This window comes from Streptomyces sp. NPDC056734, assembly GCF_042790455.1.
Taxonomy (GTDB): domain Bacteria; phylum Actinomycetota; class Actinomycetes; order Streptomycetales; family Streptomycetaceae; genus Streptomyces.
In genome coordinates this window covers 205,558-230,821 of record NZ_JBHTZD010000007.1, presented here as the reverse complement: position 1 = coordinate 230,821, position 25,264 = coordinate 205,558, and the positions used below count along the sequence as shown (strand labels likewise).

The 25,264-nt window shown below is 72.4% G+C and carries 18 protein-coding genes and 1 tRNA gene; 10 read left to right on the top strand and 9 right to left on the bottom strand.

What is annotated here, in order from left to right:
• The first annotated feature begins 257 nt into the window (after window positions 1–257).
• Entirely contained in the window at window positions 258–4,637 is a 4,380-nt protein-coding gene (locus ACFRFC_RS13090) for a PAS domain-containing protein (protein WP_382682411.1), read from the top strand.
• 96 nt (window positions 4,638–4,733) lie between these two features.
• Here the strand turns inward: ACFRFC_RS13090 and ACFRFC_RS13085 are convergent, their stop codons facing one another.
• From ACFRFC_RS13085 to ACFRFC_RS13075, 3 genes are all read right to left on the bottom strand, one after another.
• Complete coding sequence (locus ACFRFC_RS13085) at window positions 4,734–6,389, bottom strand: long-chain fatty acid--CoA ligase (protein WP_382682868.1); 1,656 nt, start codon at window positions 6,387–6,389, stop codon at window positions 4,734–4,736.
• Window positions 6,390–6,507: 118 nt separating this feature from the next.
• Complete coding sequence (locus tag ACFRFC_RS13080; protein ID WP_382682414.1) at window positions 6,508–7,065, bottom strand: SigE family RNA polymerase sigma factor; 558 nt, start codon at window positions 7,063–7,065, stop codon at window positions 6,508–6,510.
• 495 nt (window positions 7,066–7,560) lie between these two features.
• The gene (locus tag ACFRFC_RS13075) at window positions 7,561–7,887 is read right to left on the bottom strand and encodes a hypothetical protein (RefSeq protein WP_382682416.1); all 327 of its coding nucleotides are present in this window, start codon (window positions 7,885–7,887) and stop codon (window positions 7,561–7,563) included.
• A gap of 357 nt (window positions 7,888–8,244) precedes the next feature.
• Between ACFRFC_RS13075 and ACFRFC_RS13070 the strand changes: the two genes are divergently transcribed.
• Entirely contained in the window at window positions 8,245–9,153 is a 909-nt protein-coding gene (locus ACFRFC_RS13070; RefSeq protein WP_382682418.1) for a bifunctional DNA primase/polymerase, read from the top strand.
• On the opposite strand, the gene ACFRFC_RS13065 is transcribed toward ACFRFC_RS13070, so the two are convergent.
• Window positions 9,128–10,195: a GlxA family transcriptional regulator gene (locus tag ACFRFC_RS13065; protein WP_382682421.1), complete on the bottom strand. Its 1,068-nt coding sequence runs from the start codon at window positions 10,193–10,195 to the stop codon at window positions 9,128–9,130. The two genes, ACFRFC_RS13070 and ACFRFC_RS13065, sit on opposite strands and share 26 nt — an antisense overlap.
• Before the next feature lie 290 nt (window positions 10,196–10,485).
• Here ACFRFC_RS13065 and ACFRFC_RS13060 point away from each other — a divergent pair, with 290 nt between their 5' ends.
• Window positions 10,486–11,889 carry an erythromycin esterase family protein gene (locus tag ACFRFC_RS13060; protein WP_382682424.1) on the top strand — a complete coding sequence of 468 codons (1,404 nt, stop codon included), beginning with the start codon at window positions 10,486–10,488 and terminating at the stop codon, window positions 11,887–11,889.
• Between the two features lie 125 nt (window positions 11,890–12,014).
• Here the strand turns inward: ACFRFC_RS13060 and ACFRFC_RS13055 are convergent.
• Both ACFRFC_RS13055 and ACFRFC_RS13050 read right to left on the bottom strand, forming a co-directional pair.
• A tRNA-Ser gene (locus ACFRFC_RS13055) sits at window positions 12,015–12,101 on the bottom strand.
• Between the two features lie 60 nt (window positions 12,102–12,161).
• A complete protein-coding gene (locus ACFRFC_RS13050; RefSeq protein WP_382682427.1) occupies window positions 12,162–13,655 on the bottom strand; it encodes a S1C family serine protease in 1,494 nt (497 codons plus the stop codon).
• Between the two features lie 268 nt (window positions 13,656–13,923).
• Here ACFRFC_RS13050 and ACFRFC_RS13045 point away from each other — a divergent pair, with 268 nt between their 5' ends.
• The 3 genes from ACFRFC_RS13045 to ACFRFC_RS13035 all read left to right on the top strand — a co-directional run bounded on the left by ACFRFC_RS13045 (window position 13,924) and on the right by ACFRFC_RS13035 (window position 16,991).
• Window positions 13,924–14,760, top strand: a complete 837-nt coding sequence (locus tag ACFRFC_RS13045; protein ID WP_382682429.1) for a glycerophosphodiester phosphodiesterase — start codon at window positions 13,924–13,926, stop codon at window positions 14,758–14,760.
• Window positions 14,761–15,088: 328 nt separating this feature from the next.
• Window positions 15,089–15,640: an ATP-binding protein gene (locus tag ACFRFC_RS13040; RefSeq protein WP_382682432.1), complete on the top strand. Its 552-nt coding sequence runs from the start codon at window positions 15,089–15,091 to the stop codon at window positions 15,638–15,640.
• 385 nt (window positions 15,641–16,025) lie between these two features.
• A complete protein-coding gene (locus tag ACFRFC_RS13035) occupies window positions 16,026–16,991 on the top strand; it encodes a DUF5926 family protein (protein WP_382682435.1) in 966 nt (321 codons plus the stop codon).
• Between the two features lie 324 nt (window positions 16,992–17,315).
• Here ACFRFC_RS13035 and ACFRFC_RS13030 read toward each other — a convergent pair whose 3' ends face one another.
• Together ACFRFC_RS13030 and ACFRFC_RS13025 are read right to left on the bottom strand one after the other, a co-directional pair.
• Window positions 17,316–18,146 carry a hypothetical protein gene (locus ACFRFC_RS13030; protein WP_382682437.1) on the bottom strand — a complete coding sequence of 277 codons (831 nt, stop codon included), beginning with the start codon at window positions 18,144–18,146 and terminating at the stop codon, window positions 17,316–17,318.
• Between the two features lie 56 nt (window positions 18,147–18,202).
• On the bottom strand, window positions 18,203–18,868 hold the full coding sequence (locus ACFRFC_RS13025; RefSeq protein WP_382682440.1) for a bifunctional DNA primase/polymerase: 666 nt from the start codon (window positions 18,866–18,868) through the stop codon (window positions 18,203–18,205).
• Between the two features lie 621 nt (window positions 18,869–19,489).
• Between ACFRFC_RS13025 and ACFRFC_RS13020 the strand changes: the two genes are divergently transcribed.
• Together ACFRFC_RS13020 and ACFRFC_RS13015 are read left to right on the top strand one after the other, a co-directional pair.
• Entirely contained in the window at window positions 19,490–20,932 is a 1,443-nt protein-coding gene (locus ACFRFC_RS13020) for a PP2C family protein-serine/threonine phosphatase (protein ID WP_382682442.1), read from the top strand.
• Between the two features lie 142 nt (window positions 20,933–21,074).
• Entirely contained in the window at window positions 21,075–22,580 is a 1,506-nt protein-coding gene (locus tag ACFRFC_RS13015) for an aminopeptidase P family protein (protein ID WP_382682444.1), read from the top strand.
• Window positions 22,581–22,716: 136 nt separating this feature from the next.
• Here the strand turns inward: ACFRFC_RS13015 and ACFRFC_RS13010 are convergent, their stop codons facing one another.
• Entirely contained in the window at window positions 22,717–23,166 is a 450-nt protein-coding gene (locus ACFRFC_RS13010) for an ATP-binding protein (RefSeq protein ID WP_382682447.1), read from the bottom strand.
• 200 nt (window positions 23,167–23,366) lie between these two features.
• Between ACFRFC_RS13010 and ACFRFC_RS13005 the strand changes: the two genes are divergently transcribed.
• Both ACFRFC_RS13005 and ACFRFC_RS13000 read left to right on the top strand, forming a co-directional pair.
• Window positions 23,367–24,191, top strand: a complete 825-nt coding sequence (locus ACFRFC_RS13005; RefSeq protein WP_382682449.1) for a hypothetical protein — start codon at window positions 23,367–23,369, stop codon at window positions 24,189–24,191.
• A 268-nt stretch (window positions 24,192–24,459) separates the two neighbouring features.
• Complete coding sequence (locus tag ACFRFC_RS13000) at window positions 24,460–25,221, top strand: YcnI family protein (protein ID WP_382682452.1); 762 nt, start codon at window positions 24,460–24,462, stop codon at window positions 25,219–25,221.
• The last annotated feature ends 43 nt before the right edge of the window (window positions 25,222–25,264 follow it).

Sequence of the window (25,264 nt, the reverse complement as noted above, 5' to 3'; positions counted from 1 at the left end):
TATTCGTACCTGGGGTGTAAGGGTTTGCCGTAGGGGATGCGGGTGAGGGGTGGAGGTGGCCGGATGTGCCGGTTGGGCGGCCCTGCCGGTACCTGCGCCCCGCCCCGTACCCCGTCACCGGGTCGTGGGACCTCTCTCCCATCCGGCGTCGCGAGCGCGAGCCCAGCCTTTAGACTCCCTCGCGTGACACGTAGCGGGCAGGTTGGCAAGATGGCCCGAGCGGTCGGCAAGGTGCGGTAACAGGGAGGAAGCGTCTCGTGAGCAGCAGGCCATCCCGAGGCGCTGCTCGCCTCGCAGCGATACTCGACGCGCTTCCCGATGCGTTGTTCCTGGTCAACGCCAACGGGACCGTCGTCAACGCGAACACCATCGCGCTGGAGGCATTCGAAGCCCCGGGCACCGCACTCGTCGGACGCGGCCTGCTGGATCTGCTGCCGCAGTTCGACTCCAAGCTGATCCCGGGCGGCATGCGCCGGCCCGATCACATCGACCCACGGGCCCGGACCAAGCCGACCCGGATGGTCGCGCGCCGCACCGACGGATCCGAGTTCCCCGTCGAGGTCACCAGCGCCCATCTGGAGAACGGCCAGCAGGCGTACGACGGATACGGCTACACCTCCGCCCCCGACGAACTGCTGATGCTGGTCGTACGGGATCTGTCCGGGACCGTCGACACCGAGGCCGAGCTGGCGCGCTCGCAGCGGCAGACCGAGATGATCCTGCGCGCCGCCGCCGAGGGCGTGGTCGGCACCGACACCGACGGACGGATCGTCCTCGTCAACCCGGCCGCCGCCCAGATCCTGGGCTACCGCGCCGGTGAACTGGGCGGCAAGGAGCTGCACACCCTCGTCCTGCACTCGAAGGCCGACGGGTCGCCGTTCCCGTACGACGAGTCGCCGCTCGCCGACACCCTGCGGTCCGGGCGCAAGCACCGGGTGCGCGGGCAGGTGCTGTGGAACAAGGGCGGCAACAAGGTCTCGGTCGACCTGACCACCGCGCCCGTGCGGGACGGGGATCAGCTGGTCGGTGCCGTCATGGCCTTCACCGACCGGCGGGCCTACGACACGCTCGCCGCCGAGAAGGACGGTGTCGAGCAGCGGCACGCCGAGGAGCTGGAGCGGCTCTCCGAGGAGCACGCCTCCGATCTGACCGCGCTGCGCCAGCGGCAGGTCACCGAGATCGAGGAACTGCGCGAGGCGCACACGGAGGAACTGGCGGCCGGTGAGGACCGCTACGCCGCCCTCGCCGAGCGCGAGAAGGACCGCTACGAGGCCCTCGCCGGGCGGCACGAACAGCTCCTCACGCTGCTCGCCGACTCCCTGCGCGGCCCGCTCGACGAACTCCGCCGTGATCTGTCCGCCCTCGCCGCCGACGACGCCGGTCAGCTCTGGCCCGAGGCCAATCAGGTGCTGCACCACCTGTCCGCCGGTTACTCCCGGATCACCACCCTCATCGACAACGTCCTCGGCTACCAGCGGCTGGACAGCGGCACCGACTCCGTCACCCGTACGAAGGTCATGCTGGACTCCGTCGTCGCCTCCGGGGTCGACGGGGCCGTCGAGCTGATCGGGCCGGGGCGGGTGCAGTTCGCCGTGCACGCGCCGCCCATCGAGGCCGAGGTCGATCCGGTGCTGCTCGCCACCGCCCTCGCCCATCTCGTCGCCGATGTGGCCGGCGTCGACTCCACCGGCAACTCGCCCGTCTCCGCGGGCGGGTACATGGACAACACCGTCGTCGTGGCGGCGGCACAGCGCGGTGAGGTCGTACGGATCGAGGTGCGCGGACCGTACGCCGGGGGCGACCCGGTGCACGAGCCGATCGTGCGCGGGATCGTGCGCGCCCATGGCGGGGTGCTCCAGACCCATGTGGTGCCGGGGATGAGCGGCAGCGCGTATGTGCTGGAGGTGCCCATCGGGGGTGGCGCCGGGGCGGTGGCCGCGCCGCCGCGCCCCGAACTGTCCTCCGGGTCTTCCTCCGGGCTGCCTTCCGGCGCCCAGAGCCCCGCCGATCAGCATGCCGACCCTGGCGCCGATCACACCTCCGGCGGTGGCCGGCGACGGGCCCGGCGGTCCTCCGTCGACGCCTTCCTCGACAGCGAGGTGCCGGGGGCGGGCGGTGACGCCGACGGGCCCACGCCCACCGGACGGCGGCGTCGGCGCGCGGCCGAGGACGCCGAGGCCCGGGACGGGGAGCAGGCGGCAGGCGCGGCTCCGGCCGAGATCGAGAGCGGCGGCGGTAGCGGGGGCGGGGGCGGGACTGGTAGCGGGAACGACGGGGCCGCTCCGACCGGGCGGCGGCGGGGGCGGCCCGCCGACGTGCACCCTTCGGGCTCGGCGGGAGCGCCGGGCGCTCCCGCGCTCATGGCTCCGCCGTCCGCCGCAGTCGAGCCGGTGGCCGCCCAGGGGCATGCTCCTCACGCGCTCGGGCCAGGGGTTTCGCAAGGTGCCGTCGTCACCGCCGCCGAGCACGCGGCCGGGGCCGCCGCCTCGGGGTCGGGGCTGGGCGGGACCGTACCGCCGCAGGGGGTGCCCGCCGGGGCCTCTGGGGCCTCCGGGCGACGGGCCCGGCGGGCCGGTGGGGGCGGTGGGGACGGTGGGGAAGCGCCCGCCGCGCTGCCGCCCGCGCTTCCTGCGGCCGGTACCGGCGGTTCCGTCGGGTCGGCCGCCGGGTCGGACGACACCGAGGGCGGGGATCCCTCCGGCCGGCGCCGTCGTGCGCTCGCCGCCGCGCAGGAACGGGCGGTGGCTCAGGAGGCGGCTCCTCGTACGGTGTTCGCGCTGCCGCCCGCCGAGGCGGATCGCGGGGCGGAGGTTCCGCAGGTTCCGCAGCAGGTTCAGGGTCAGGTTCCGGTTCAGGTTCCGGTACCGGGCTCCATGCCGGTGGCTCCGGCTGCGCCCTCGCCCATGCCCGTGCCCGCGCAAGGGGTTCCGGACGGGCGGCATGACGCCGTACCCCACGATCAGGCCGATGACCACACGCCGCCGCAGCCGCATCCCTCCGGGGCTCCGGCGGGCGTGCCCACCGGGCGTCGGCGGCGGGCCGTCGCCCCGCCCGGGCTGGAGACGGGGCAGGGGGCCGGAGCGGGTGAGGCTCCCGCGCCGGTCGGCTCGGTGCCGGGGGGGCACACGGGTGGTCATGTGCCGGTGCCCGCGCAGGGCGTTCCGGCGGGTGAGGCCGTACGGCCCGGTGGCCGGCCGGTGACGCAGTCCCCATCGGCATCCGCACCCGCCGCGGGCCCGTCGACCCCGGCCCCGGGCACCCCTCTCCCGCCGGAGACCGCGCCTGCGCAGCGGGCCGCCCAGCCGCTTCCCGCCGAGGCGGCGGCTCCCACGCCACCCGTCGCGCCGGTCGACCCCGACTCCACCCAGGGCAGGGCCATAAGCGTCCGCACACTGGGGCAGGGCGTGCCCTTCAACCGGCAGGCCGCACAGGTCCAGCAGGCCCAGGCTCAGCAGGCCCAGGGCCAGCAACCGCAGGTCCAGCACCAGCAGATGCCGGGGCAGGTCCCGCCGCAGGGGCACGTACATGGGCATCCGCAGGGGCAGGGGCAGGGGCACGTACCGGCGCAGGCGCATGTCCAGGCCCAGCCTCAGGCTCCGGCGGCCGGTGGTGGTGGCACCCCGGCGCCCCACAACCCCTCCGGTTCCGGCCGGCGGCGCAAGCTGGGCACCCGGAACGAGCCGGCCGGGGCGCAGGAGCCGCAGGCCCGCCCGCATCCCGCCGCCGAGCAGGCTCCCGTAGCCGCCCCCTCCGCGCCGCAGTCGCGGGCGGCGCAGCACACCGAGGGCGCCGGACGGTCGTACGCCATCGGCGCTCCGGACGAGAACGCGGCCGAGGGGCCCGAGCCGCTGGACGGGCCCGGGGGAGCCGTCGAGGTGCCGGATCCGCCGCGTCCGCAGCCGATGGACGACGAGTTGCCGCCGGAGCCGCTGGACAATCCGCGGCGGCTGCTGGTGTGGCCCGCGCCGGACGTCTCCACCCAGCAGGCGCTCAGTGACCGGGGTTACCGGCCAGTGATCGTGCACTCGCGCGAGGAGGTGGACGCGCAGATCGCGGCGTTCCCGGCGGCGCTGTTCGTCGACCCGCTGACCGGGCCGATCACCCGGACCGCGCTCCAGTCGCTGCGGCAGGCGGCGGTGGCCGCCGAGGTGCCGGTGATGGTGACGGCCGGGCTGGGACAGGCGACGCGCGAGGCGGCGTACGGTGCCGACCCCGCCGTACTGCTGAAGGCGCTGGCGCCGCGGGACAGCGAGCAGCATCCGCCCCGGGTGCTGCTGATCGAGGAGCACGCGGAGATCGCGCTGGCGCTGACCGCGACGCTGGAACGGCGCGGGATGCAGGTGGCGCGGGCCGCGAGCGACGCGGACGCGGTGGCGCTGGCGGGGCAGTTCCGGCCGAACCTGGTGGTGATGGACCTGATGCAGGTGCATCGCAGGCAGGTCGGGATCGTGGACTGGCTGCGGGCCAACGGGCAGCTCAACCGCACCCCGCTGGTCGTGTACACGGCCGCCGTCGACCAGGCGGATCTGCCGCGGCTGGCCTCCGGCGAGACGGTGCTGTTCCTGGCCGAGCGGTCCACCAGTACGGAGGTGCAGAGTCGGATCGTGGAGCTGCTGGCGAGGATCGGGACGAACTGACGCGGGGTGGGGGTGCCCTACGGGTTTCGTCCCTACGGTCCCTAGGGACCCTAGGTATTGACGAACGAAGCCTGTAGAGACACCCCCCCCCGTCCGTCAGATCTCCGTTATCTCCAGTTCCCCGTCCGCGTACTGCCTGCGCAGCACCTTCTTGTCGAACTTGCCGACGCTTGTCTTCGGGACGGCCGGGAGGATCGTCCAGCGTTCGGGGAGCTGCCACTTGGCGATCTTGCCCTCGTCGGCGAGGAAGGCGCGGAGGGTCTCGAAGTCGGCGGTGGCGCCCTCCTTGAGGACGACCGTGGCCAGCGGGCGCTCGCCCCACTTCTGGTCGGGGACGGCGACGACGGCGGCTTCGGCGACGGAGGGGTGGGCCATCAGCGCGTTCTCCAGCTCCACCGAGGAGATCCATTCGCCGCCGGACTTGATGACGTCCTTGGCACGGTCGGTGAGGGTGAGGAAGCCGTCGGGGCTGATCGTGCCGACGTCGCCGGTCTTCAGCCAGCCGTCCGCGGTGAACTTGTCGGCGGGGCGCAGGGGTTCGCCGTCGACGCCGTTGTAGTACGCGCCGGCTATCCAGGGGCCACGGACCTCCAGCTCGCCCGCCGATCGCCCGTCCCAGGGGAGGCGCTCGCCGCCGGGGCCGGTGAGCCGGGCCTCGACGCCGGTCGGGAAACGGCCCTGGGTGATGCGGTAGGCGAATTCCTCGTCCGTGCCGGCCGCGTGGGCCGGGGGCCGGGCCACCGTGCCGAGCGGGCTGGTCTCCGTCATGCCCCAGGCGTGGCAGACCCGCATGCCGAGCCGGTCGAACGCCTCCATCAGGGCCGGCGGACACGCGGAGCCGCCGATGGTGACCTGGGTGAGGGAGGAGACGTCCCGGGGGTGGGCGGTCAGCTCGCCGAGCAGGCCCTGCCAGATGGTCGGGACGGCGGCGGCGTGGGTGGGCTGGACGCGCTCGATCATCTCGGCGAGCGGGGCGGGCTGGAGGAAACGGTCCGGCATCAGCAGATTGACGCCGGTCATGAAGGTGGCGTGGGGCAGGCCCCAGGCGTTGACATGGAACTGCGGGACCACGACCAGGGAGGTGTCCCGGTCGGTCAGGCCCATGGACTCGGCCATGTTGACCTGCATGGAGTGCAGATAGACCGAACGGTGGGAGTAGACCACGCCCTTGGGGTCGCCGGTGGTGCCGGAGGTGTAACACATGGCGGCGGCCTGCCGCTCGTCCAGCTCCGGCCAGTCGTACGCGGTCGGCTTGCCGGCCAGCAGCTCCTCGTACTCGTGCACCTGGACGCCCGCTGTCGTGGCCGCCTCGATGAGGGCGGAGCGGTCGCCGGGGCCGGAGACGACGACGTGCCGGAGGGTTTTGAGGTGGGGGAGGAGGGGGGCGAGGAGGGGGAGCAGCGAGCCGTTGGCTATGACCACGCGGTCGGCGGCGTGGTGGACGATCCAGACGAGCTGCTCGGGGGGCAGCCGGAGATTGAGGGTGTGCAGGACGGCGCCCATGGAGGGGATCGCGAAGTACGCCTCGACGTGGGGGGAGTTGTTCCACATCAGCGTGGCGACCCGGTCGTCGGGGGCCACGCCAAGGTCGTCGCGCAGGGCGTGCGCCAACTGGGCGGCGCGGGTGCCGATCTCGGCGTAGGAGCGGCGGTGCGGCTCGGCCTCGCCGGTCCAGGTGATCACCTGTGATGTGCCGTGGATCGCGGCTCCGTGGGTCAGGATCCTGGAGATCAGCAACGGTACGTCCTGCATGGTGCTCAGCACGGCGTCCTCCCGGGGCGACTTTGCCTACGCGGCGGTAACGTTTGCGCTGATTCTGCTCACGTACCGCTCGGTATGTCACTAGATCCGGGCGATCCATAGCCTCACGCTAGCGGACCAGCACCAGTTCAGGGTCCTCTCTCAGCTTGCCCAGGGCGCGGGAGACCGCCGATTTCACCGTGCCGATCGAGACGCCGAGCACTTCGGCCGTCTGGGCCTCGGAGAGATCCTCGTAGTACCTGAGGACCACCATCGCGCGCTGCCGGTCCGGCAGGCGCATGATCGCCCGCCACATCGCGTCGTGCAGCGCCTGGCGCTCGGCCGGGTCGTCGCCCGACGGCTCCGCCTCCGGCTCGGGCAGCTCGTCGCAGGAGAACTCGTCCACGCGCCGCTTGCGCCACTGGGAGGTGCGGGTGTTCAGCAGGGCACGGCGGACATAGCCGTCGAGGGCACGGTGGTCCTCGATGCGCTCCCAGGCGACATAGGTCTTGGTGAGCGCGGTCTGTAGCAGGTCCTCCGCGTCACTGGGGTTGGCGGTGAGCGACCGCGCGGTGCGCAGCAGCACCGGCCGGCGGGCCCGTACGTATGAGGAGAAGGACGGGTAGGCCGCATGCGGCGAGGGCCGCCGGGCGGCGTCCGAAGCGCTGGTGCAGACGGGTGTGGTCATGGCTCCACGCTAGGAGTGAGACGGCATCACGCGGATCGCCCGTAGGTGCCGAAGCGAAGTCCCCCTCAGGTTGTAGGGGTGGGGGTGGCTGCACCTCCCAGAGGTGGACTGCGGGTGGAGAGGTACTGGGGTTTCCCCTCAGGGGTGGGGCGGGGGCTCGGGGGTGGGGTGGAGGCTTCAGGGGTGGGGCGGGGGGGAGCTGCCTGGGTGGGGGTGGAGGTGGGTGGGGGGACCTGCGGAGGCAAGGGTGCAGGCGGGGGGCCTGTGGGGGCTGGGGGGGGGAGGTAATGGGTGTCCTGTGGCGGGGGCCTCATCCGTGCCTCCCCAGGACCAGCGCCGACGTTGGTACCCCGGTACCGGACGTGGCCGGCGAGAAGACCGCCGAAAACGACTGCGCGGCGATGCCGGAGCATCGCCGCGCTGACGCTGTTTCCCCACAGAGCACACCCACACAGAAGGGACGACGGGCGGCCGGCCGGACCGGCCGCCCTCACCTCACCAGAAGAGCGGGGTGAAGCTGACCGCCACGTTGTCGTTGCCCTGGTTGACGGCTGTGAAGGCGGAGCCGTCGACCTGGGCGGTGTTGCTCTGGTTCGAGGCGCCGTCGCCGATCGCCTGCTGCTGGGTGGTGGCCGAGTTGCCACTGTTGTCGCCGCCGACGCCGCTGCCGAGGCTGCCCTGAATGGCGTTGGTGACGGTCGCGCTCGATCCGTCGTTCGCGAGAGCACCGTTGTCGGCCGCCGCGACGCCGGTGAACAGGGCGGCGGCGAGCGGGAGGGCGGAGACGGCGGCGATGACGCGAGCGGTACGGATGCTTGCCATGTGTATTTCCTCCGGAACGGGGACACCCGGCTTCGTGAGCCGCGATGAGTGAAGTACGGCTGATTCCAAGGCAGTTGGCCATCCGCCTCGGTGCTGTGCACGACGTCGCGAGATCAGAGTTGCCCACCGAATCCCCGGCGAACCAGGCCGGAAGCACTGATTCCCTCTGAAGCGTGATGACAAGTCGATAAACCCCTTTCCTCACACTCTCCTCCCAGGTCAGGACACGCGGGACGACACGACCCAAGCGCGGGAAGGGGTGAAGCGTTTCGGCAGATTTCCGGTCAATCCCCCAAGCCGGGCGCGTCGGGGTCGCCCCCTCTTCCCTTTCTCGAACATGCGTACGAACATGGAGGCATGGCGACCATCGACCGGCAGGCCACGGCCCTGGCCCTCGCACACGCCCTGTCAGCCGCGGAGCGCGGCCTGGCCGTCCTCCCGCTGTCCGGGACGAAGCTCCCGGCGTTGCGGTCCCCGCACCGCGACGCCCCCGCGACCACGGCGTCCTCCGCGCCCGTATCCGCGCCTGTTTCCACCCCCTGCCACGGCGAGTGCGGGCGCTTCGGGCACGGGGTGTACGACGCCTCGACCGACCCGTTCCGCATCCGCGAGATGTTCGCCGCGGCGCCCTGGGCGACCGGTTACGGCATCGCGTGCGGACTGCCCCCGCACCACCTCATCGGCATCGACCTGGACACCAAGTCGGGCACGGACTCGACGGCCGCCCTGCGGGAACTGGCCCTGCGCCATCTGTTCACCATCCCGCCGACGGTGGTGGTCCTCACCCCGTCGGGCGGCCGGCACCTGTGGCTGTGCGGCCCGCCGGACGTCGTCGTGCCCAACTCCGCGAGCCGGCTGGCCCCCGGTATCGACGTACGCGGCGCGGGCGGCTATCTGGTGGGCCCGGGATCCCGTACGGAGTTCGGTGTGTACGCCACGACGCCGGGCACCGCCCATCTGCCGCCCGCGCCCTGCCCGCCGACGCTGCTGCGGCTGCTGCTCCCGCCGCCGACGTCCGGTCCCCGCCACGCCGCGCCCTCCGGGGGCAATGGCCAGGGCCTGGTCCAGTTCGTGGCCGCGGCGCACGCCGGGCAGCGCAACACCCGCCTGTTCTGGGCGGCCTGCCGGGCGTACGAGAACGGCATCGGCCAGTCCCTCACCCCGTCCCTGATCGACGCGGCGGTCTCGACGGGCCTGTCGGAGCGGGAGGCCCGGGCGACGATCGCGTCGGCGGAGCGGCTCACGGGGGATCGGCGGGGGCCATAGGGGGTGCAAGGCGTGCAGGGGGTGCAGGGGGTGCAGGGGGCGGTTGGAGGGACCGCGGAGGGGCCTCCCCCGTTTCCCCCCTGCCCCCTTTCCCCCTTTCCCCCTCCCCACCCCGTTCCCCCGCCCCCGGCCGCCGCGCCGCGAGCCCCGTGAGGGCGCGGTGGGCGCTCCGGTAGGCGCGTGGGCTGGTGCCGGTGCGTCGCTGGAAGTGGTGCCGGAGATTGGCGGGTGAGCCGAAGCCGGTGCGGGCGGCGATCTGTTCGATCGGCGTCTCGCCGTTCTCCAGGAGGGACTGCGCCTGCTGGAGGCGGACGCCGAGCAGGTACTGGAGCGGGGGCTGCCCGGTCTGGGCGCGGAAGCGGCGGTTCAGGCTGCTGACGCTGACTCCGGCGTGAACGGCGATCTCGTCGAGGGTGAGCGGGCGTTCGAGGTTGGTTTCCAGCCAGCGCAGGGTGGGGCCGATGTCGGTGCGGTCGGCGACCTCGCGCTCGGCTTCCTCGTGGTCGGCGGCGATCTGCTCGTGGAAGGGCAGCAGGATACGCCGGGCGACCTCGGCGGCGACCCGTACGCCGTGGTCGCGTTCCAGCAGGTCGACGGCGAGGTCGATGCCGCCGAAGACACCGGCGGCGGTGAGGAAGGGGCCGTCGGCGACGGAGGGCTCGCCCGACGGCACGGTCTCCACCTGGGGAAAGCGCGCGGCGAACTCGCTCAGCTGCGGCCAGGAGGTGGTGGCGCGGCGGCCGTCGAGGAGCCCGAGGGCGGCGAGGGTGAAGGCGCCGGTGCCGATCGCGGCGATCCGGCAGCCCCGGGCGGCGCAGAAGCGCAGGGCGTCGGCGACGGCGGGGGCGGGCGGCTCGCGGTAGGCGCGGTGGCCGGTGACGAGGACGGTGTCGCCGTCGCCCAGCCCGTCCAGTGTCTCCAGCCCCCAGGGCACGGCGAAGCGCAGAACCGGTTCGCCGGTGGCGACGGTGCCGGTCGCGGCGCAGACGCGTACGTCGTAGTCGACGGTACGGAACTCCCGGGCGGCGGTCGTGAAGACCATCGGCGCGACGGTGAGCTGGTGACCGGGAACCCCGTCACCGACGAGCACACAGATCACCGGCACACGGCCGCCGCTCTCACCACTCCCCCTCGCTCCCCCACCACGCGCCCTCGCTCCCGCGCCCTCATGACCAGAATTTAGCGCAGGGTGAAAGAAGTGCCTCTTTTTATGTGGTTGTGAGTTCCCTGAGGATGAGAAAAGGCACCGGAAGCGAGGGGACGCCCGGGAGCCGCGTCTCGTGGCCACGAGCAGCACCGATCCCGTACCCACCACACCCGAGGGAGACTTCTGTGCCCGCCTCGAACTCACGGACGCCCCGGCTGCGCACCGCGACCCTGCTGAGCGTCACCGGCATCACTTTGCTGACCTCGCTGGCCCTGGCCGCCCCGCTGACCCCGGCGTACGCAGCGGACCGCCCCGGCCACTCGGCCCCGGCCCCGGACACCACGACCGAACGCCAGGTGATCACGGCGATCGACCAGCGGGCCAAGCCCCTGCGCACCACACGACCGGACGCCGCCGCGACCGGCGACCTGACCGCCCTGGCCCGCATGACGAAGGGCGCGACGGTGGTCGGCGTGGGCGAGGCGACGCACGGTTCCCGGGAACTGTTCCAGCTCAAGGACCGCCTCTTCCGGCACCTCGTGCAGGGCGAGGGCTTCCGGGTCTTCGCGCTGGAGATGTCATGGTCGGCGGGGACACGGATCGACGCGTATGTGCGGACCGGCGAGGGCGATCTGCGCCAGCTCATGCGGGAGGAGTTCCAGGGCCCGTACGGCGACTGGAACAACGAGGAGTTCCTGGCCCTGTTCTCCTGGATGCGCGAGCACAACACCGGGGCGCCGGCCGACGACCAGGTCCGGGTGATGGGCAACGACATCGGGGACGTGCACCGCTCCCAGTACGACCGCATCCTCACCTGGGCGGCCGAGAACCGCCCCGATCTGGCCCCCGACCTGCACCGGCGCTACGCCGGCCTCCTCGCCCTGCCCGACTCGATGCAGGAGCGCATGACCACCCTGTCGAACGCGCCGCTGACGGAGCGCCGCGCGTACGACGCGGACGCGAAGGCCGCGTACCAGGCGCTGGAGAGCACGGGCGCCACGGACCCGTGGGTGCTCCAGGAGGCCCGGATGATCACCCAGATGACGACCATGTACACGTACGACGTCTACGCGCCGGACCAGCAGGCCGCCATCAACCTCCACCGCGACCGCGCGATGGCCGAGAACACGGTCTGGTGGCAGCGCCAGACCGGCGACCGCGTCCTGGCCTCCGCCCACAACGCCCACCTGGCCTACGAGTCCCCGAACCCGGAGACCCACCCGGTGATGGAGGGAGCGTTCCTGCGCGACCTGATCGGCGACAAGTACCTGGCCATCGGCACCAGCATCCACAGCGGCGCCTACCGCGCGATGAACACCGCCACCGGCCAGTACGAGGTCTTCGACACCGGCCGCGCGGCCCCCGGCAGCAACGAACACACCCTCGACCGAGCCCGCCCGCGCGACTACTACGTCGACCTCCGCACCCTCACCCACCACCCCAAGGCCGGCCCCTGGCTCGCCACCCCCCGCCCCACCTTCGTGGTCCCCGGCTCCCACCCCAACGAGCCCGCCCCGGTGGCCCTCTCCCGCTCCTTCGACGTCCTGATCCACCTGCACCGGGTGAACGCGTCGGTACCGCTGCCGTAGCGGGCCGGGCGGCAGGGGCCGCGTAGGCGGGTCCAGAAGCACGCCGAAGTCCAGGACCACGCAGAAGGGGTGCCACTCCGGAGAGTGGCACCCCTTCTGACCTGCAAGCAACTGCCCTACTGCTGCGGTGGGTGTGGGATTTGAACCCACGGTCACATCGCTGCGACGACGGTTTTCAAGACCGTTCCCTTAGGCCGCTCGGGCAACCCACCCCGCGTCAGTGGTGATCCGCTGCGCGGGGACAAGAGTAACCGGGTTCGGTGCGGGGCGGGTCAGCTGTCGCCCACTCGGGAGTCGAGGGTGACGTCGACCGTGTCGGTCTTGCCGTCTCGTTCGTAGGTGAGGGTGACCTTGTCGCCGGGCTTGTGGGTCCAGATCTCGCCGATCAGGGTGGGGCCGCTGTCGATGACGCGGTCGTCCAGCTTGGTGATCACGTCTCCGGGCTCGAGGCCGGCGTCGGCGGCCGGGCCGCCCGGCTCCACTGCGTCGGCGCCGCCCGCGCCGGTGTCGGTGATCTTCGCGCCGCCCGTGCCCTCCTCCAGCGAGACCGAGGCGCCGATCTTGGCGTACACCGGCTTGCCCGTCTCGATGAGTTCCTGGGCGACGTACTCGGCCTGGTTGATCGGGATCGCGAAGCCCAGGCCGATCGAGCCGGACTGGCCGGTGGCGCCGAGGCCGCTGCCCGAGGACTGGATCGCGGAGTTGATGCCGATCACATTGCCCTGGGCGTCCAGCAGCGGGCCGCCGGAGTTGCCCGGGTTGATCGAGGCGTCGGTCTGGAGCGCGCTCATGTACGACGCGTTGGTGCCGCTGCCGTCGCTGGAGGCGACCGGGCGGTTCTTGGCGCTGATGATGCCCGTCGTCACCGTGTTCGACAGCCCGAAGGGGGCGCCGATCGCGATCGTCGAGTCGCCGACCGCCACCTTGTCGGAGTCGCCCAGCGTCAGCGGCTTCAGGTCCGACGGGGCGTCCTTGAGCTTGATGACCGCGACGTCGTACCCCTGCGCGTTCCCGATCACCTCGGCGTCGTACTTCTTGCCGCTCGGGAAGGTCACGCTCACCGTGCCGCCGTCGACGGCGTCGGCCACCACGTGGTTGTTGGTGATGATGTGGCCCTCGGTGTCGAACACGAAGCCCGTGCCCGTACCCCCCTCGCCGCTGCTGGACGCCGCCTCGATGGTGACCGTGCTCGGCAGCGCCGCCGCCGCCACCGCGGCGACCGTGCCCGGGTCGCGCTGCACATCGCCGCCGCTGTCCGACGCGGAGACGGTCGTGGAACTGGTGTCGTCGTCGTTCTTCGCCAGCGTGTACCCGAGGCCGCCGCCGAGGCCGCCCGCGAGCAGCGCCGCCACCAGGACGCCCGCGAACAGACCGCCCCGGCCGCGGCCGGACTTCGGCGCGGGCGGCTGCTGCTGGTACGTCTCTCCCCACGGCCCGCCCGGATCTCCCGGACCACCTGGACCACCTGGACCTGCCGGGTCACCCGGGTTGCCCGGGTCGCCCGCCGGGGTGCCGAACGCCGCCGTGGGCGGCGGAGGCGGCGGCCACGACGCGTCCGGCGCCGAGGTGCCCGCATCCGCCGGGTACGTCGGGGACTGCGGGGGCGTCTCAGCGGCGTACGGAGACGTCGCCGGGGGTTCGCCCGGGGCCGGGGGGAGGGGTGTCGTGGGCACGGGGGCCTGTGGCGAGGCTGCGGGCGTGTCCACCGGCACGGGAGGTGCGGACGGGGCCGGTGGTACCGCAGTGCCCTCGTTCTCGGTGCTCACAGCTCTTCTCCTCGATCCACGGCTGTCGTTGTAGGTCCCACTCGGTCAGCCTGTTCAGGTCCGCCGACGACCCGGTGCGCTGCGGCTGTTCCTCTGCTTTTGTATGCCATCAGCTTTTCCCACTGGCTGTCAGAGCGCCATAAGCCAAGCCTGTGTGTCTCCGGACTGTTCTTTATATTGGACTACATGGAGCGTATTCGACTTATTGCTCTTAATGGATGTATCCGGGCGGCGGCGCCGGGACACCCCACGGTGACACCATGACGCGGTGACCCACCCACCGCAGCGCCGCATCCAGGTCGTCGCCCACCGGGGCGCCTCCGAGGACGCGCCCGAACACACACTGGCCGCCTACAAGAAGGCGATCGAGGTCGGCGCCGACGCCCTCGAATGCGATGTACGTCTCACCGCCGACGGCCATCTCGTCTGCGTCCACGACCGCCGCGTCAACCGTACGTCCAACGGCCGCGGCGCCGTCTCCGCGCTGGAGCTGGCCGAACTCGCCGCCCTCGACTTCGGTTCCTGGAAGCGGAGCGAGGACTACCGCACCCGCGACGAGGAGCCCGACTGGGAGCACCGCCCCGAGGACCCCGCGGACACCTCCGTACTCACCCTGGAACGGCTCCTGGAGCTGGTCGCGGACGCCGGGCGCCGGGTGGAACTGGCGATCGAGACCAAGCACCCCACCCGCTGGGCCGGTCAGGTCGAGGAACGGCTGCTGACCCTCCTCAAGCGCTTCGGGCTCGACGCCCCGGCCGCCCCCGAGGACTCCCCGGTACGGGTCATGAGCTTCTCGGCGCGCTCCCTGCACCGCGTCCGGGCCGCCGCGCCGACGCTGCCCACCGTCTATCTGATGCAGTTCGCCTCGCCCCGGCTGCGCGACGGACGGCTGCCCGCGGGCGTCGGCATCGCCGGGCCCTCCCTCCGGATCGTGCGCAACCATCCCGCGTACGTCGAACGCTTCCAGCGCGCCGGCCACCGGGTGCACGTCTGGACCGTGAACGAACCCGAGGATGTCGACCTCTGTGTCGAACTGGGCATCGACGCGATCATCACCAACCGTCCCAGGGAGGTGCTGCGGCAACTCGGCCGCCGCCGCCCATGAGCCCGGACTCCGGCTTCTCCCTTCCGCTCGCCCCGGCCCTCGCCCGCGGCCCTCGCCTCCGGCGTCCTTACCGTCGGAGCCCTTGACCCCGCCCTCGATCTCCCGCCATTCTCCGGGTCTCGGCCACGCCATCGAGTTCCAGCCACACATGCACGATGTCTTGACAGTCTCCTGACAGCCTTCTGACGGCCTCGTCACAGGGTGTGCACCGGCGCGTTCGGTCCGTGTTCGATCGAGGTGAGTGCGTCACAGCACCTGGATTGGCCGGTTTCCGGTACAGGCCAATGGGGCATCCACACCGTGGCGTGGGGCGAAGGAGGTCTCGGGGGTGGCGTTGGTGGTGGCACAAGAAGTGCCCACGTCGTCGAGCATGGCCGTAGCCCATGGCCCGGCGGGCGTGGGGAAAGCAAGGCACCGGATGCGTGACCAGTTGCGCACAGGCGGTGTGGCTGAATCGGTCATTGACGATGCTGTGTTGATCCTTTCCGAACTGTTGAGTAATGCCTGCAAACACGGCCGACCACTGGGCGACGCCCTGGCCGGCGACGGGGACGTCAGAGCCGCATGGCGGGTGGACGCGCGCGGGCGGCTGATCGTGGAGGTCACGGACGGCGGCGGACCCACCCGCCCGGCTCCGGCCACCCCGTCGGTCACCGCCCACGGCGGTCGCGGGCTGAACATCATCACCGCACTGGCCGACGACTGGGGCGTCCGGGACGACGCCCGGGGCGAGGTCACGGTGTGGGTCGTGGTCCACGACAACGTACGGGACCGGCGGTCCGGCCATCGCCGCGACGATTTCGCCGCCCGGGTCGGCGCTCCGGCCCTGTCCGCGATCCCGGACCTGGATTTCACGGACGCGTTCGACGACCTGGATTAGCCCGGGGACGGGCGCCCAAGGATCACCAGGGATCACCCGGGATCAGCAGGGATCAGCAGGGATCACCAGGGGATCACCTGGGAGTCGCCGGGAGTCCGAGGGTGGGACCGCCCCGGGGTGGATCACGGGACCGGTGGCGGTCCGGACCGGCGGACCGCCATGGACGGTCACCATGGGCCGTCGCGATGGGCCGTCGCGATGGACCGTCGCGATGGACCGTCGCGATGGACCGTCGCGATGGACCGTCACCATCGATCATCGCCCTCGATGGTCGCCATGCATCGTCGTCATGGACCGCCTCATGGACCGCCGCCTCCCGTCCCCCCACCCCCGAGCGGCTAGGCTCGCGCCGTACCAGAAGAGCCGTAACCGGGAGACACCCACGATGGCCAAGAAGCGACCCCAGACAAAGGGCGCGCGCCCGCAGCTCACGGACGGAGAGGTCCCGGTCGTCGGCGCGCGTGAGCCCTGCCCCTGCGGCAGTGGCCGGCGCTACAAGGCCTGTCATGGCCGCGCCGCCGCGCAGGCCGTGACCGAGCTGGTGCAACGCCCGTTCGAGGGCCTGCCCGGCGAATGCGACTGGGTGGCGCTGCGCGAACTGGTGCCGGCCGCGACGGTGGAACTGCACCTGCGCGGCGGGCTGCCCGAGGGCGTGCCGTCGGTCACGCTGGCGACCGTGCTGCCGATGGCCTGGCCCGCGCTGCGCCGCGACGACGGCTCGGTGCTGATCGGCCTCCAGAACGACACGGCGTCCGGCGACATCAGCCGCGATCTCGCCGACACCCTCGCCGCCGCGCTGACCGCCGCGCCCGGTACGCCGGTGCAGGGCCGCCGCGCGCCGGCCGACGGGCCCCGGCTCCAGGACGTACTCGACCCCGAGGGCACGTTCGAGCCAGTTGTGCACAGCGGGTTCGAGTTCTGGGTGCCGGACACGGACAACGCGTCGGCCGAGGTGACCGCCTCCCTGGAGCGGGCCAACGCCGCCGCCATCCCGACGGTCAAGCTGACCGACGTCGACGCCGCGTACTGGTGCGAAGCCCCGGACAAGAACCATCTGCGCTGGGTCATGCCGCACCCGGAGGAGAAGCTGCTGGACGCGCTCGCCCGGCTGCACGCGGCGGGCCGCTCCGGTCTCGGCGAGGGCACCCGGCTGGTGGGCTCCTTCCGGGCCCACGGTCTCATCGTGCCGGTCTGGGACCTGCCGAGCGGGATGAGCGCGGAGGACATCGAGAAGCCGGCCGCGGAGTTCGCCGAGCGGCTCACCACCGCGCTGGCCTCGGACGAGCCCCTCTCCGCCGACGAGCGGCGGGCGCGCGGCGGGCTCACCAACCGGCAGGTCACGCTCAGCTGACCGCGCCGGACCGTCCGGGCGGCGGCTGACTGGTCGGTCAGCCGTACGCGCCGGGGCACCGCGTCCGCCGGAGGTCGTCAACTCCCGTCGCCAACAAGCCAGTCGGTGTCCGGATAGCCGAGCAAATGCTGAGATCGAATTTGCTAACCGCCGATCTCTTGTTACCGTTCCCATAGCCCGGTTGCTGGTGCATCCCCCGTCGCCAGCAACCGGGTCTTTCTCTGCCCACCGCCCGCCCCGCCCCGAGCGGGCCGTCCGTACGGCGGTGGCGCTACCGCACCCGACCCGCGTCCCCGCAGGTCATCGCCCCGCCCAGCGCCTCGGTCAACTCCCCGCCGACACCGTCGAGTTGCTCCCCGAGCGCAGCAGCAGCGGCCCCTGACCCGACGCGTCCGCGAACTCCGCGACCGCCGAGTAGTGCTCCAGATCCCCCCGCGTCCGCTCGCGCGGCGTCTCACACTCCGCCGGTTCGTCGCCCGCGTCCGTCGCACAGTGCAACGTCACCGTGCGACCACCGGGTCCCATCAGGGTGAGTACGGCGGTCAGGGCGTCGCCGGTCGCATTGCGGTAGTAGGTGCGCGCCCAGGTGTCCTCGCCCTGGGTCAGCACACAGGTCTGCGCCTCGATGCCGTCGGGCGAGGTGAGTTCCGGGCCACAGCGGGCGGCGGTGGCCAGCCCGATGCCGAGCCGCAGCGGTGTGTCAGGGGCAGAGCCGGTTCCGGAGTTGATTCCGGAACCGGCCCCCGAAGCCGACCCGGCCCCAGACGCGGATCCGGGCCCGGACCCCGCCCCGAACCCGGAATCGGATTCGGATTCGGAGTTCGAAGGAGCCGTCTGCCCGGCGCCCGGCCGATCCTGCGCCCGGAGATCGTCCCGGCCGGCCTGACCGGCCTGACCGTCCTGGCCGTTCCGGCCGTCCCCATGGCCCCGGCCACCCTGGCCCTCGTCACCGACGACCGGGCCCGTCCCGTCGCCGGAAGAGCCCTGTCCACCCGGCGACACGCCCGCCGCACCGACCGTCCGTCCGCCCCCACCGGCATCCCCGCCCCCATGTCCGTCCCCCTCCCCGCCCACCGGCCCCGCGGACGCCACCGCCAGCGGCAGTACGACAGCACACATCGCGAGGCCCGCTAGGGCGACAAGACGGGGGTTCATGCCTGGGACGATAACGAGCGGGGACGGGCGCCCGGTTCCGGCGGCGCCCGACACCCCTACAACTCGGGCGCGCTCACACCCGTACGAGTGAGCGCCTCGACGACCGCGTCGACCACGGCCTCGACATCGGGCACCCATGGCGCGGCCGAGCCGGGCAGCGGCGCGCGCTCCCAGCGGATCTCGCCCTGCACGGTGGTGGACGGCGGCAGGGCGATATAGCCGCCCTCGCCGTGGAAGCGGAGCGAGCCGGGGACGAAGTCCTTGGCGTAGAGCAGTTCGCCCAGCTGTTCCATCGAGTACGGGCGCACCAGCAGCGCCCAGCGGGTGGGCGAGGCGACGACCGGGCCGAGCCGCATGCCGCCTCGGTCGAGCGCGTCGAGGGCGCGCGCAGCGGCCGGGGCCGGCAGGCTCACCGCGCAGGGCGCGCTGCCGCCGGTGGCAAGGATGACCGGGGCCGTGGGGCGGTTCGCCCACCACCAGCGCACCATGCGCTCGTCGGTGGTGGCCGCGAGCAGGCCCGGGTCGAAGGGGTGCGCGCCGGGGACCGTGCAGTCGGGGTCGGGGCAGCCGCAGCGGGACCGGCCCTGCGGGTCGGCCGCCACGCCCGGGAGTACGGGCCACTGCCACTGCGTCGCGAAGGTCAAAGCCGCGCCGACCACCTCAGGTCTCCCGCCGTTCCGCCTGGACAGGAGCCTGCGTCGCCTTCCGAGGATCTCGCGCATGAGCGCTCGTTCCTTTCCGTTGCACGCCTGGCAACACCGTGGGTTCACATCACACCATGTGTCGATCACTTCACTGTGCGTACCTATGGGCGCATCACACCCCGGCCGTGGGCACGGGGAACCCCTATGGGTCGAGCGTTTGGCTGCGTCCGCTGCCGTTCCGTCCATACTGCGGCTGTCCGGAGCACGGACGTGGCGGGGGGTGGCGAAGTCTGGCGTTTTCGGGTCGCGCTCTTACTCTTCGCCGCCACCACGAGAGGATGGGGCACGGTCGTCGGTGGCTAAGACGCCCGGGTCCGTCGCCAGGTTCCGGGTGGCCCCCAACCACCCCCGGCCTTCACCGAGTACGTACCCATCACGACCGCTGTGACGCTCCGTCGAGCAAGGCCAGTCGACCCCAATCACCCGATACATGGGGCAGTTTTAAGCCAACTTTGCCTTAACGCAAGGGGAACCACGATTCATCACGTCAGCCCCCTGGACACCAGGAATCCCAGCAGGACAATGCTGGACATCCCCTCACGAGTGCGTGTACATGTGGAGACACTGCTAGCGGCGCAGAATGACATGGGGGTTTGCGATGCTTTTGAGCAGTAAGCACCGGTCGGAAAGCCGGACACCATGAACGCCCCGCACCCTCCGAAAGTGGCCGGAATCGATGCAACGGTTCCCTCGCCCGCACACACTGTCGCGCCCGCGCCCGCGACCTCCGGCGCCTCAGCCGACGCATCCGGCCCTACCGGCCCTACCGGCACTTCCGGCCCCGTCGGCACATCCGGTCCGGGCGCGTTGCTCCAGGACCGGCTTGCGGGCTGGGTCTCCGACCTCACCACCCTGCACGAGCTGACCGAACGCCTGGCCCGCACCGACACCCTCCCCGACGCCCTCCAGGAAATGCTGCGCGCGGGCGCCGCCCTGGTGGGCGCCCGGCGCGGTCTGGTCGTAATGGAACCGGCCGACGGGCTCGGCCCCCGCTCCACCGTCGGCCTGGGCCTGGCCCCGGCCGATCTCGGCCATCTGGAGACCGTCCCGCGCGGTTCGCTGCCGTACGGCGAACTCCTCGACACGCCCGCCGGGCTGCCCGGCGGGGTGGCCGAGATCGTGCGCGCGGATCTGTTCGCCGAGGACGGGCTCGACCCCCGCCACCGCGAGGTCGCCGCCCGCCTGGGCTACGCCGCCAGCTATGCCCTGCCGCTGTCCACCCAGGGCGCCGGCCGGCTCGGTGCCGCCGTCTGGCTGTATGACGAGCCCGCCGAACCGGTGGAGCGGATGCGGCATCTCGCCGGCCTCTACACCCGGTACGCCACCGAGCAGCTCGCGCGGCTGCTGGAGGTCGAGCGCACGCGCGCGTGCCTGAAGACCATCTCCGAGGAACTGCTGCCCTCGCGGCTGCCGCGGGTGTCCGGCGTACAGCTCGCCGCCCGGCACCGCACCGGGCCACGCGGCGGCGGCGACTGGTACGACGCGCTGCCGCTGCCCGACGCGGCCCTCGGGCTCGCCGTGGGCTCGGTCACCGGGTCCGGGCCGAGCGCGGTCGCCGCGATGGGGCGGCTGCGGGCGTCCCTGCGCGCGTACGCGGTGATGGAGGGCGAGGATCCGGTGGCGGTCCTGTCGGACCTGGAGCTGCTGCTGCGGCTCACCGAGCCCGCGCGCTCGGCCACCGCCCTGTTCGCCTACTGCGAGCCCGCGCTCGGCAAGCTCACCCTCGCCGGGGCCGGGCACTGCCCGCCGCTGCTGATCGGCGAGCGGCGCACCGAGTTCGTGGAGACGTCCGTGTCCGCGCCGCTGGGCATGCTCGCCTGCTGGGAGGCGCCGAGCGTGGAGGTGCAGGCGGAGGCCGGTGAGACGGTGCTGCTGTACACCGACGGGCTGCTCCAGCGCACGGGCGATCCGGTCGACCGCGCGTTCGCCCGGCTGCACGCGGCGGCGGCCGGGACCCCGAAGGCGGCCCGCCGGGACCCCGAGGCGCTGACCGACCATGTGCTGCGGGCCGTCCTGCCGGACGGGCTGGACGCGACGGACGGCGCGGAGGACGTGGTGATGCTGGCGGCGCGGTTCGAATAGGGCCTGCGCCCCGTACGGCGCCGGGAGGAGTACGCACCCCGTCGCCGCACGTAACGGGCATTCCGGTACTGGACCCCCGTCCGAACGACCGTACGATGGACGGGGTCCAGTGCCGTACCCATGTCCCATCAGGAGGATTGCCGTGGCCGACCAGCTCACCCCGGAGCACGCAAAGACCCCGGAGAGCCCGGAAATCGATCCGGAACTCGATGCGGAGACCGCGTCGGAGAAGCCGGTCAAGCCGCGCAAGAACGGGCTGTACCCCGGCGTGTCCGAGGAGCTGGCCGAGAACATGAAGGCCGGCTGGGCCGACACCGAGCTGCACGACCTGGCGCCGATCGCGCAGGCCGCCGAGACCGCCGTCCGCCGCGCCGCGCTCTCCACCCGCTTTCCCGGCGAGCGGCTGGTGATCCCCGCGGGCCGGCTGAAGACCCGCTCCAACGACACGGAGTACCCCTTCCGCGCCTCCGTGGAGTACGCGTACCTCACCGGCAACCAGACCGAGGACGGCGTGCTCGTCCTGGAACCGCGGACCGGGGGGCACACGGCCACGATCTATCTGCTGCCGCGCTCCGACCGGGAGAACGGCGAATTCTGGCTCTCCGGGCAGGGCGAGCTGTGGGTGGGCCGCCGCCACTCGCTCTGCGAGGCGGCCGAGCTGTACGGCATCCCGGCCTCCGACGTGCGCGCGCTGCCGGACGCACTGCGCGAGGCCACCGGCCCGGTGCGGGTCGTGCGCGGCTACGACGCCGGGATCGAGGCGGCCCTGACCGACAAGGTCACCGGTGAGCGCGACGAGGAGCTGCGGGTCTTCCTCTCCGAGCAGCGACTGGTCAAGGACGGGTTCGAGATCGCGGAACTCCAGAAGGCCGTCGACTCGACCGTCCGGGGCTTCGAGGACGTCGTACGCGTGCTCGACAAAGCGGAGGCCACGTCCGAGCGGTACATCGAGGGAACGTTCTTCCTGCGCGCCCGCGTCGAGGGCAACGATGTCGGCTACGGCTCCATCTGCGCCGCCGGGGCGCACGCCTGCACGCTGCACTGGGTCCGCAACGACGGGCCGGTGCGCGCGGGCGACCTGCTGCTGCTGGACGCGGGCGTCGAGACCCACACGTACTACACCGCCGATGTCACGCGCACGCTGCCGGTCAGCGGGCGGTTCAGCGAGATCCAGCGGAAGATCTACGACGCCGTCTACGACGCCCAGGAGGCCGGCATCGAGGCGGTCCGGCCGGGCGCGAAGTACCGGGACTTCCACGACGCCTCCCAGCGGGTGCTGGCCGAGCGGCTGGTGGAGTGGGGGCTGGTCGAGGGGCCGGTGGAGCGGGTGCTCGAACTGGGGCTCCAGCGGCGCTGGACGCTGCACGGGACCGGGCACATGCTCGGCATGGACGTCCACGACTGCGCCGCCGCGCGGACCGAGTCGTACGTCGACGGGGTCCTGGAGCCGGGGATGTGCCTGACCGTGGAGCCGGGGCTGTACTTCCAGGCCGACGATCTGACCGTGCCCGAGGAGTACCGGGGGATCGGGGTGCGGATCGAGGACGACGTGCTGGTGACGGAGGACGGGAACCACAACCTGAGCGCTGCGCTGCCTCGGCGGTCGGATGCGGTGGAGGGGTGGATGGCCTCGCTCGGGCGGGGCTGAGGTCGTTCGATGTCGTTCGATGTCGTTCCTCGGGCGCGGGTGGGTTGTGGCTGGTCGCGCAGTTCCCCGCGCCCCTGGAAGCCTCGCCTGAAAGCCGCGAAGGCGGGTGCCCGGTCCCGCCCCGGGAGCGCCGAGGTCAGACGGCCATCAGTGGTGCGTCCTTGCGCCACTTGAGCAGTTTGTCGAAGCTGACCACCGCGCCGGCCCGGCCCGGCTTGTTGACGATGCGGACATGGTCGGCGAGTTCCCGGATGAGGTAGAGACCCCGGCCGTTCTCGGCGTCCTCCGCGGTCGCGGGGCGCGGCGGACGGTCGGCCGTGAAGCCGGGACCGGAATCCGTGACTTCGATACGGCACATCTCCCCGTCGAGGTACGCCGTGACGCGATAGGCCCCCGAGAAGGTGCCGGGGGCGGTGCTGCCACCGTGTTCGACGGCATTCGCGCAGGCTTCGCTCAGGGCCACGGAGAGGTCGTACGAGACGTCGGGATCGACGCCCGCGGTCTCCATGGTGCCGAGCAACAGGCGCCGCGCGAGCGGAACGCTCGCGGCTTCACGCCGCAGATGGAGTGACCACCAGATGCTCATGCTCCAGCCTCCTGGCCGCGGCTCGACATACGTTACGTATTGCCGCCCACGCCCGTACGCAATCGCGATTTCACGGTGACTCCGCCCATACAGCGGATGCGACCGCGGTGGCGGTCGGTGTATGTGGGGTGGTAGAGGCACCATGCGGACCACGGCCTGCCGTAGGGGGCGGGTAAGGCCAGTGCGATGATGAGCCCGCCATGACTGCCCCCCAGCCGCGCACGGCGCGCTCCGGGAGAGATCTCCGGATCCTGCGGGCCGCGGTGTTCGCCGCGGTCTGTGTCGTGCTGTCCGCGGTCGGGCACGCCATCGCGTCCTGCGCGGCGGTGCCGCTGTGGGCGCTGGGCACGGGCTTCGCCGGGGTGCTCGCGGTCGCCGTGCCGCTCGCCGGGCGGGTGCGGTCGCTGGGCGGGATCGCCGGGCTGCTCACGGCCGGGCAGATCGCGCTGCACACCCTGTTCGGGCTGGGCCAGCACCGTACGGCGACGGCCGCCGCCGAGGCCGCCCGCGCCGCCGCCGACAGCTCGCTCGTCGAGCGGGCCGCGCGGCTGCTGTGCGGGACCACCGCCGCCGCGCTCAGCCCGGCCGAGGCGCAGCGTCTGCTGACCGAGGCCCGGCTGGTACCGGGGCCGGGCAGCGCGCCGTCCGCCGCGCACGACCGCGCCGAAGTGCTGGCCGACTCCGCCGGTTCGTCCGCCGTACTGCTGCCGTCCCTGCCGATGCTGCTGAGCCACGTCCTGGCGGCGCTCGCCGCGGGCTGGCTGCTGCGGCGCGGGGATCTGGCGCTGCTGCGGCTCGTGGAGCTGTCGGCGCGGGGCATGGCCGAGGGGACGCTCGTACGCTCCCTGTGGGCGGCGCTCGCGCTGGCGCGGGCCCTGTGCGCGGGGCTCGGGGCCGCGCCGGAGGCCGGGCCGCGTGCGGTGCGCGCGGGCGAGTTCGCGGTCCCCGAGCTGTCCACCATGGCGCTCCAGCACACCGTCGTACGGCGCGGGCCGCCCGGCGGCGTGTTCGCCCTCGCCGCCTGACGCGACACCACCACCACTACCGCTACCGGCGTACGGCCCTGTGCGGGACGTACGAATCCGTACGGGTGCTCTGGGACGGGTGCTGCCGCTGTCGTGCGGCACGCGCGTGTGCCTGTTGCCGGTTCTCCGGCGAAAGCAGCCTCTATAGGGGCGTGTTTTCAGGGCACCCGCACGCGCGCGTACCCCTCTTCCCGTCCAACTTCCCGTTCGACTTCCCGTTCGACTTCCCGTTCGACGGATTCTGATTCGAAGTGGAGTGCCTCTCCTCATGAAGGCTTCCCGTATCGCCGCCGCCGGAGCCGTCGCCGCCGCTGCCGTCGTCGTCCTGTCCTCCCCCGCCCTCGCGCATGTGAGCGTGCAGCCGGAGGGGTCGGCCGCCAAGGGCGGCTACGCGGTCCTGGACTTCAAGGTCCCCAATGAGCGCGACGACGCCTCGACCACCAAGCTGGAGGTCAGCTTCCCGGCGGAGCACCCGCTGTCCTCGGTCCTGCCGGAGCCGGTCCCGGGCTGGGACGCCGAGGTCACCCGGTCGACGCTGGACGAGCCGATCGACTCGCACGGCCAGCAGATCACCGAGGCGGTCACCAAGGTGACGTGGACCGCCACCGGCAAGGGCGTCGAGCCCGGCTTCTTCCAGAAGTTCCCGGTGTCCGTCGGCGCCCTGCCGGACGACACCGACGAACTCGTCTTCAAGGCCCTCCAGACGTATTCCGACGACGAGGTCGTGCGCTGGATCGAGGTGCCGCAGGAGGGCCAGGAGGAGCCGGAGTACCCGGCCCCGGTGCTGGCCCTGTCGGCCGCCACTGAGGACCACCACGACGCCGCCTCCGGCTCCGAGGCCGACCAGGAGCCCGCCTCCGCGACCACCTCCACCGCGTCCGAGGAGTCCGGCGGCTCCACCGACACCACCGCCCGCGTCCTCGGCGTCGTCGGGATCGCCGTCGGCGTGGCGGGAGTGGCGTACGGCGTGCTCGCGGGGCGGCGGCGCGACGGCGGCGCCGGTAGCCCCGGTACGGGCGCCTCGGTCTGACATCCGTCCCAGCAGTGGTGAGCGGCGGGACCGTACGGTCCTG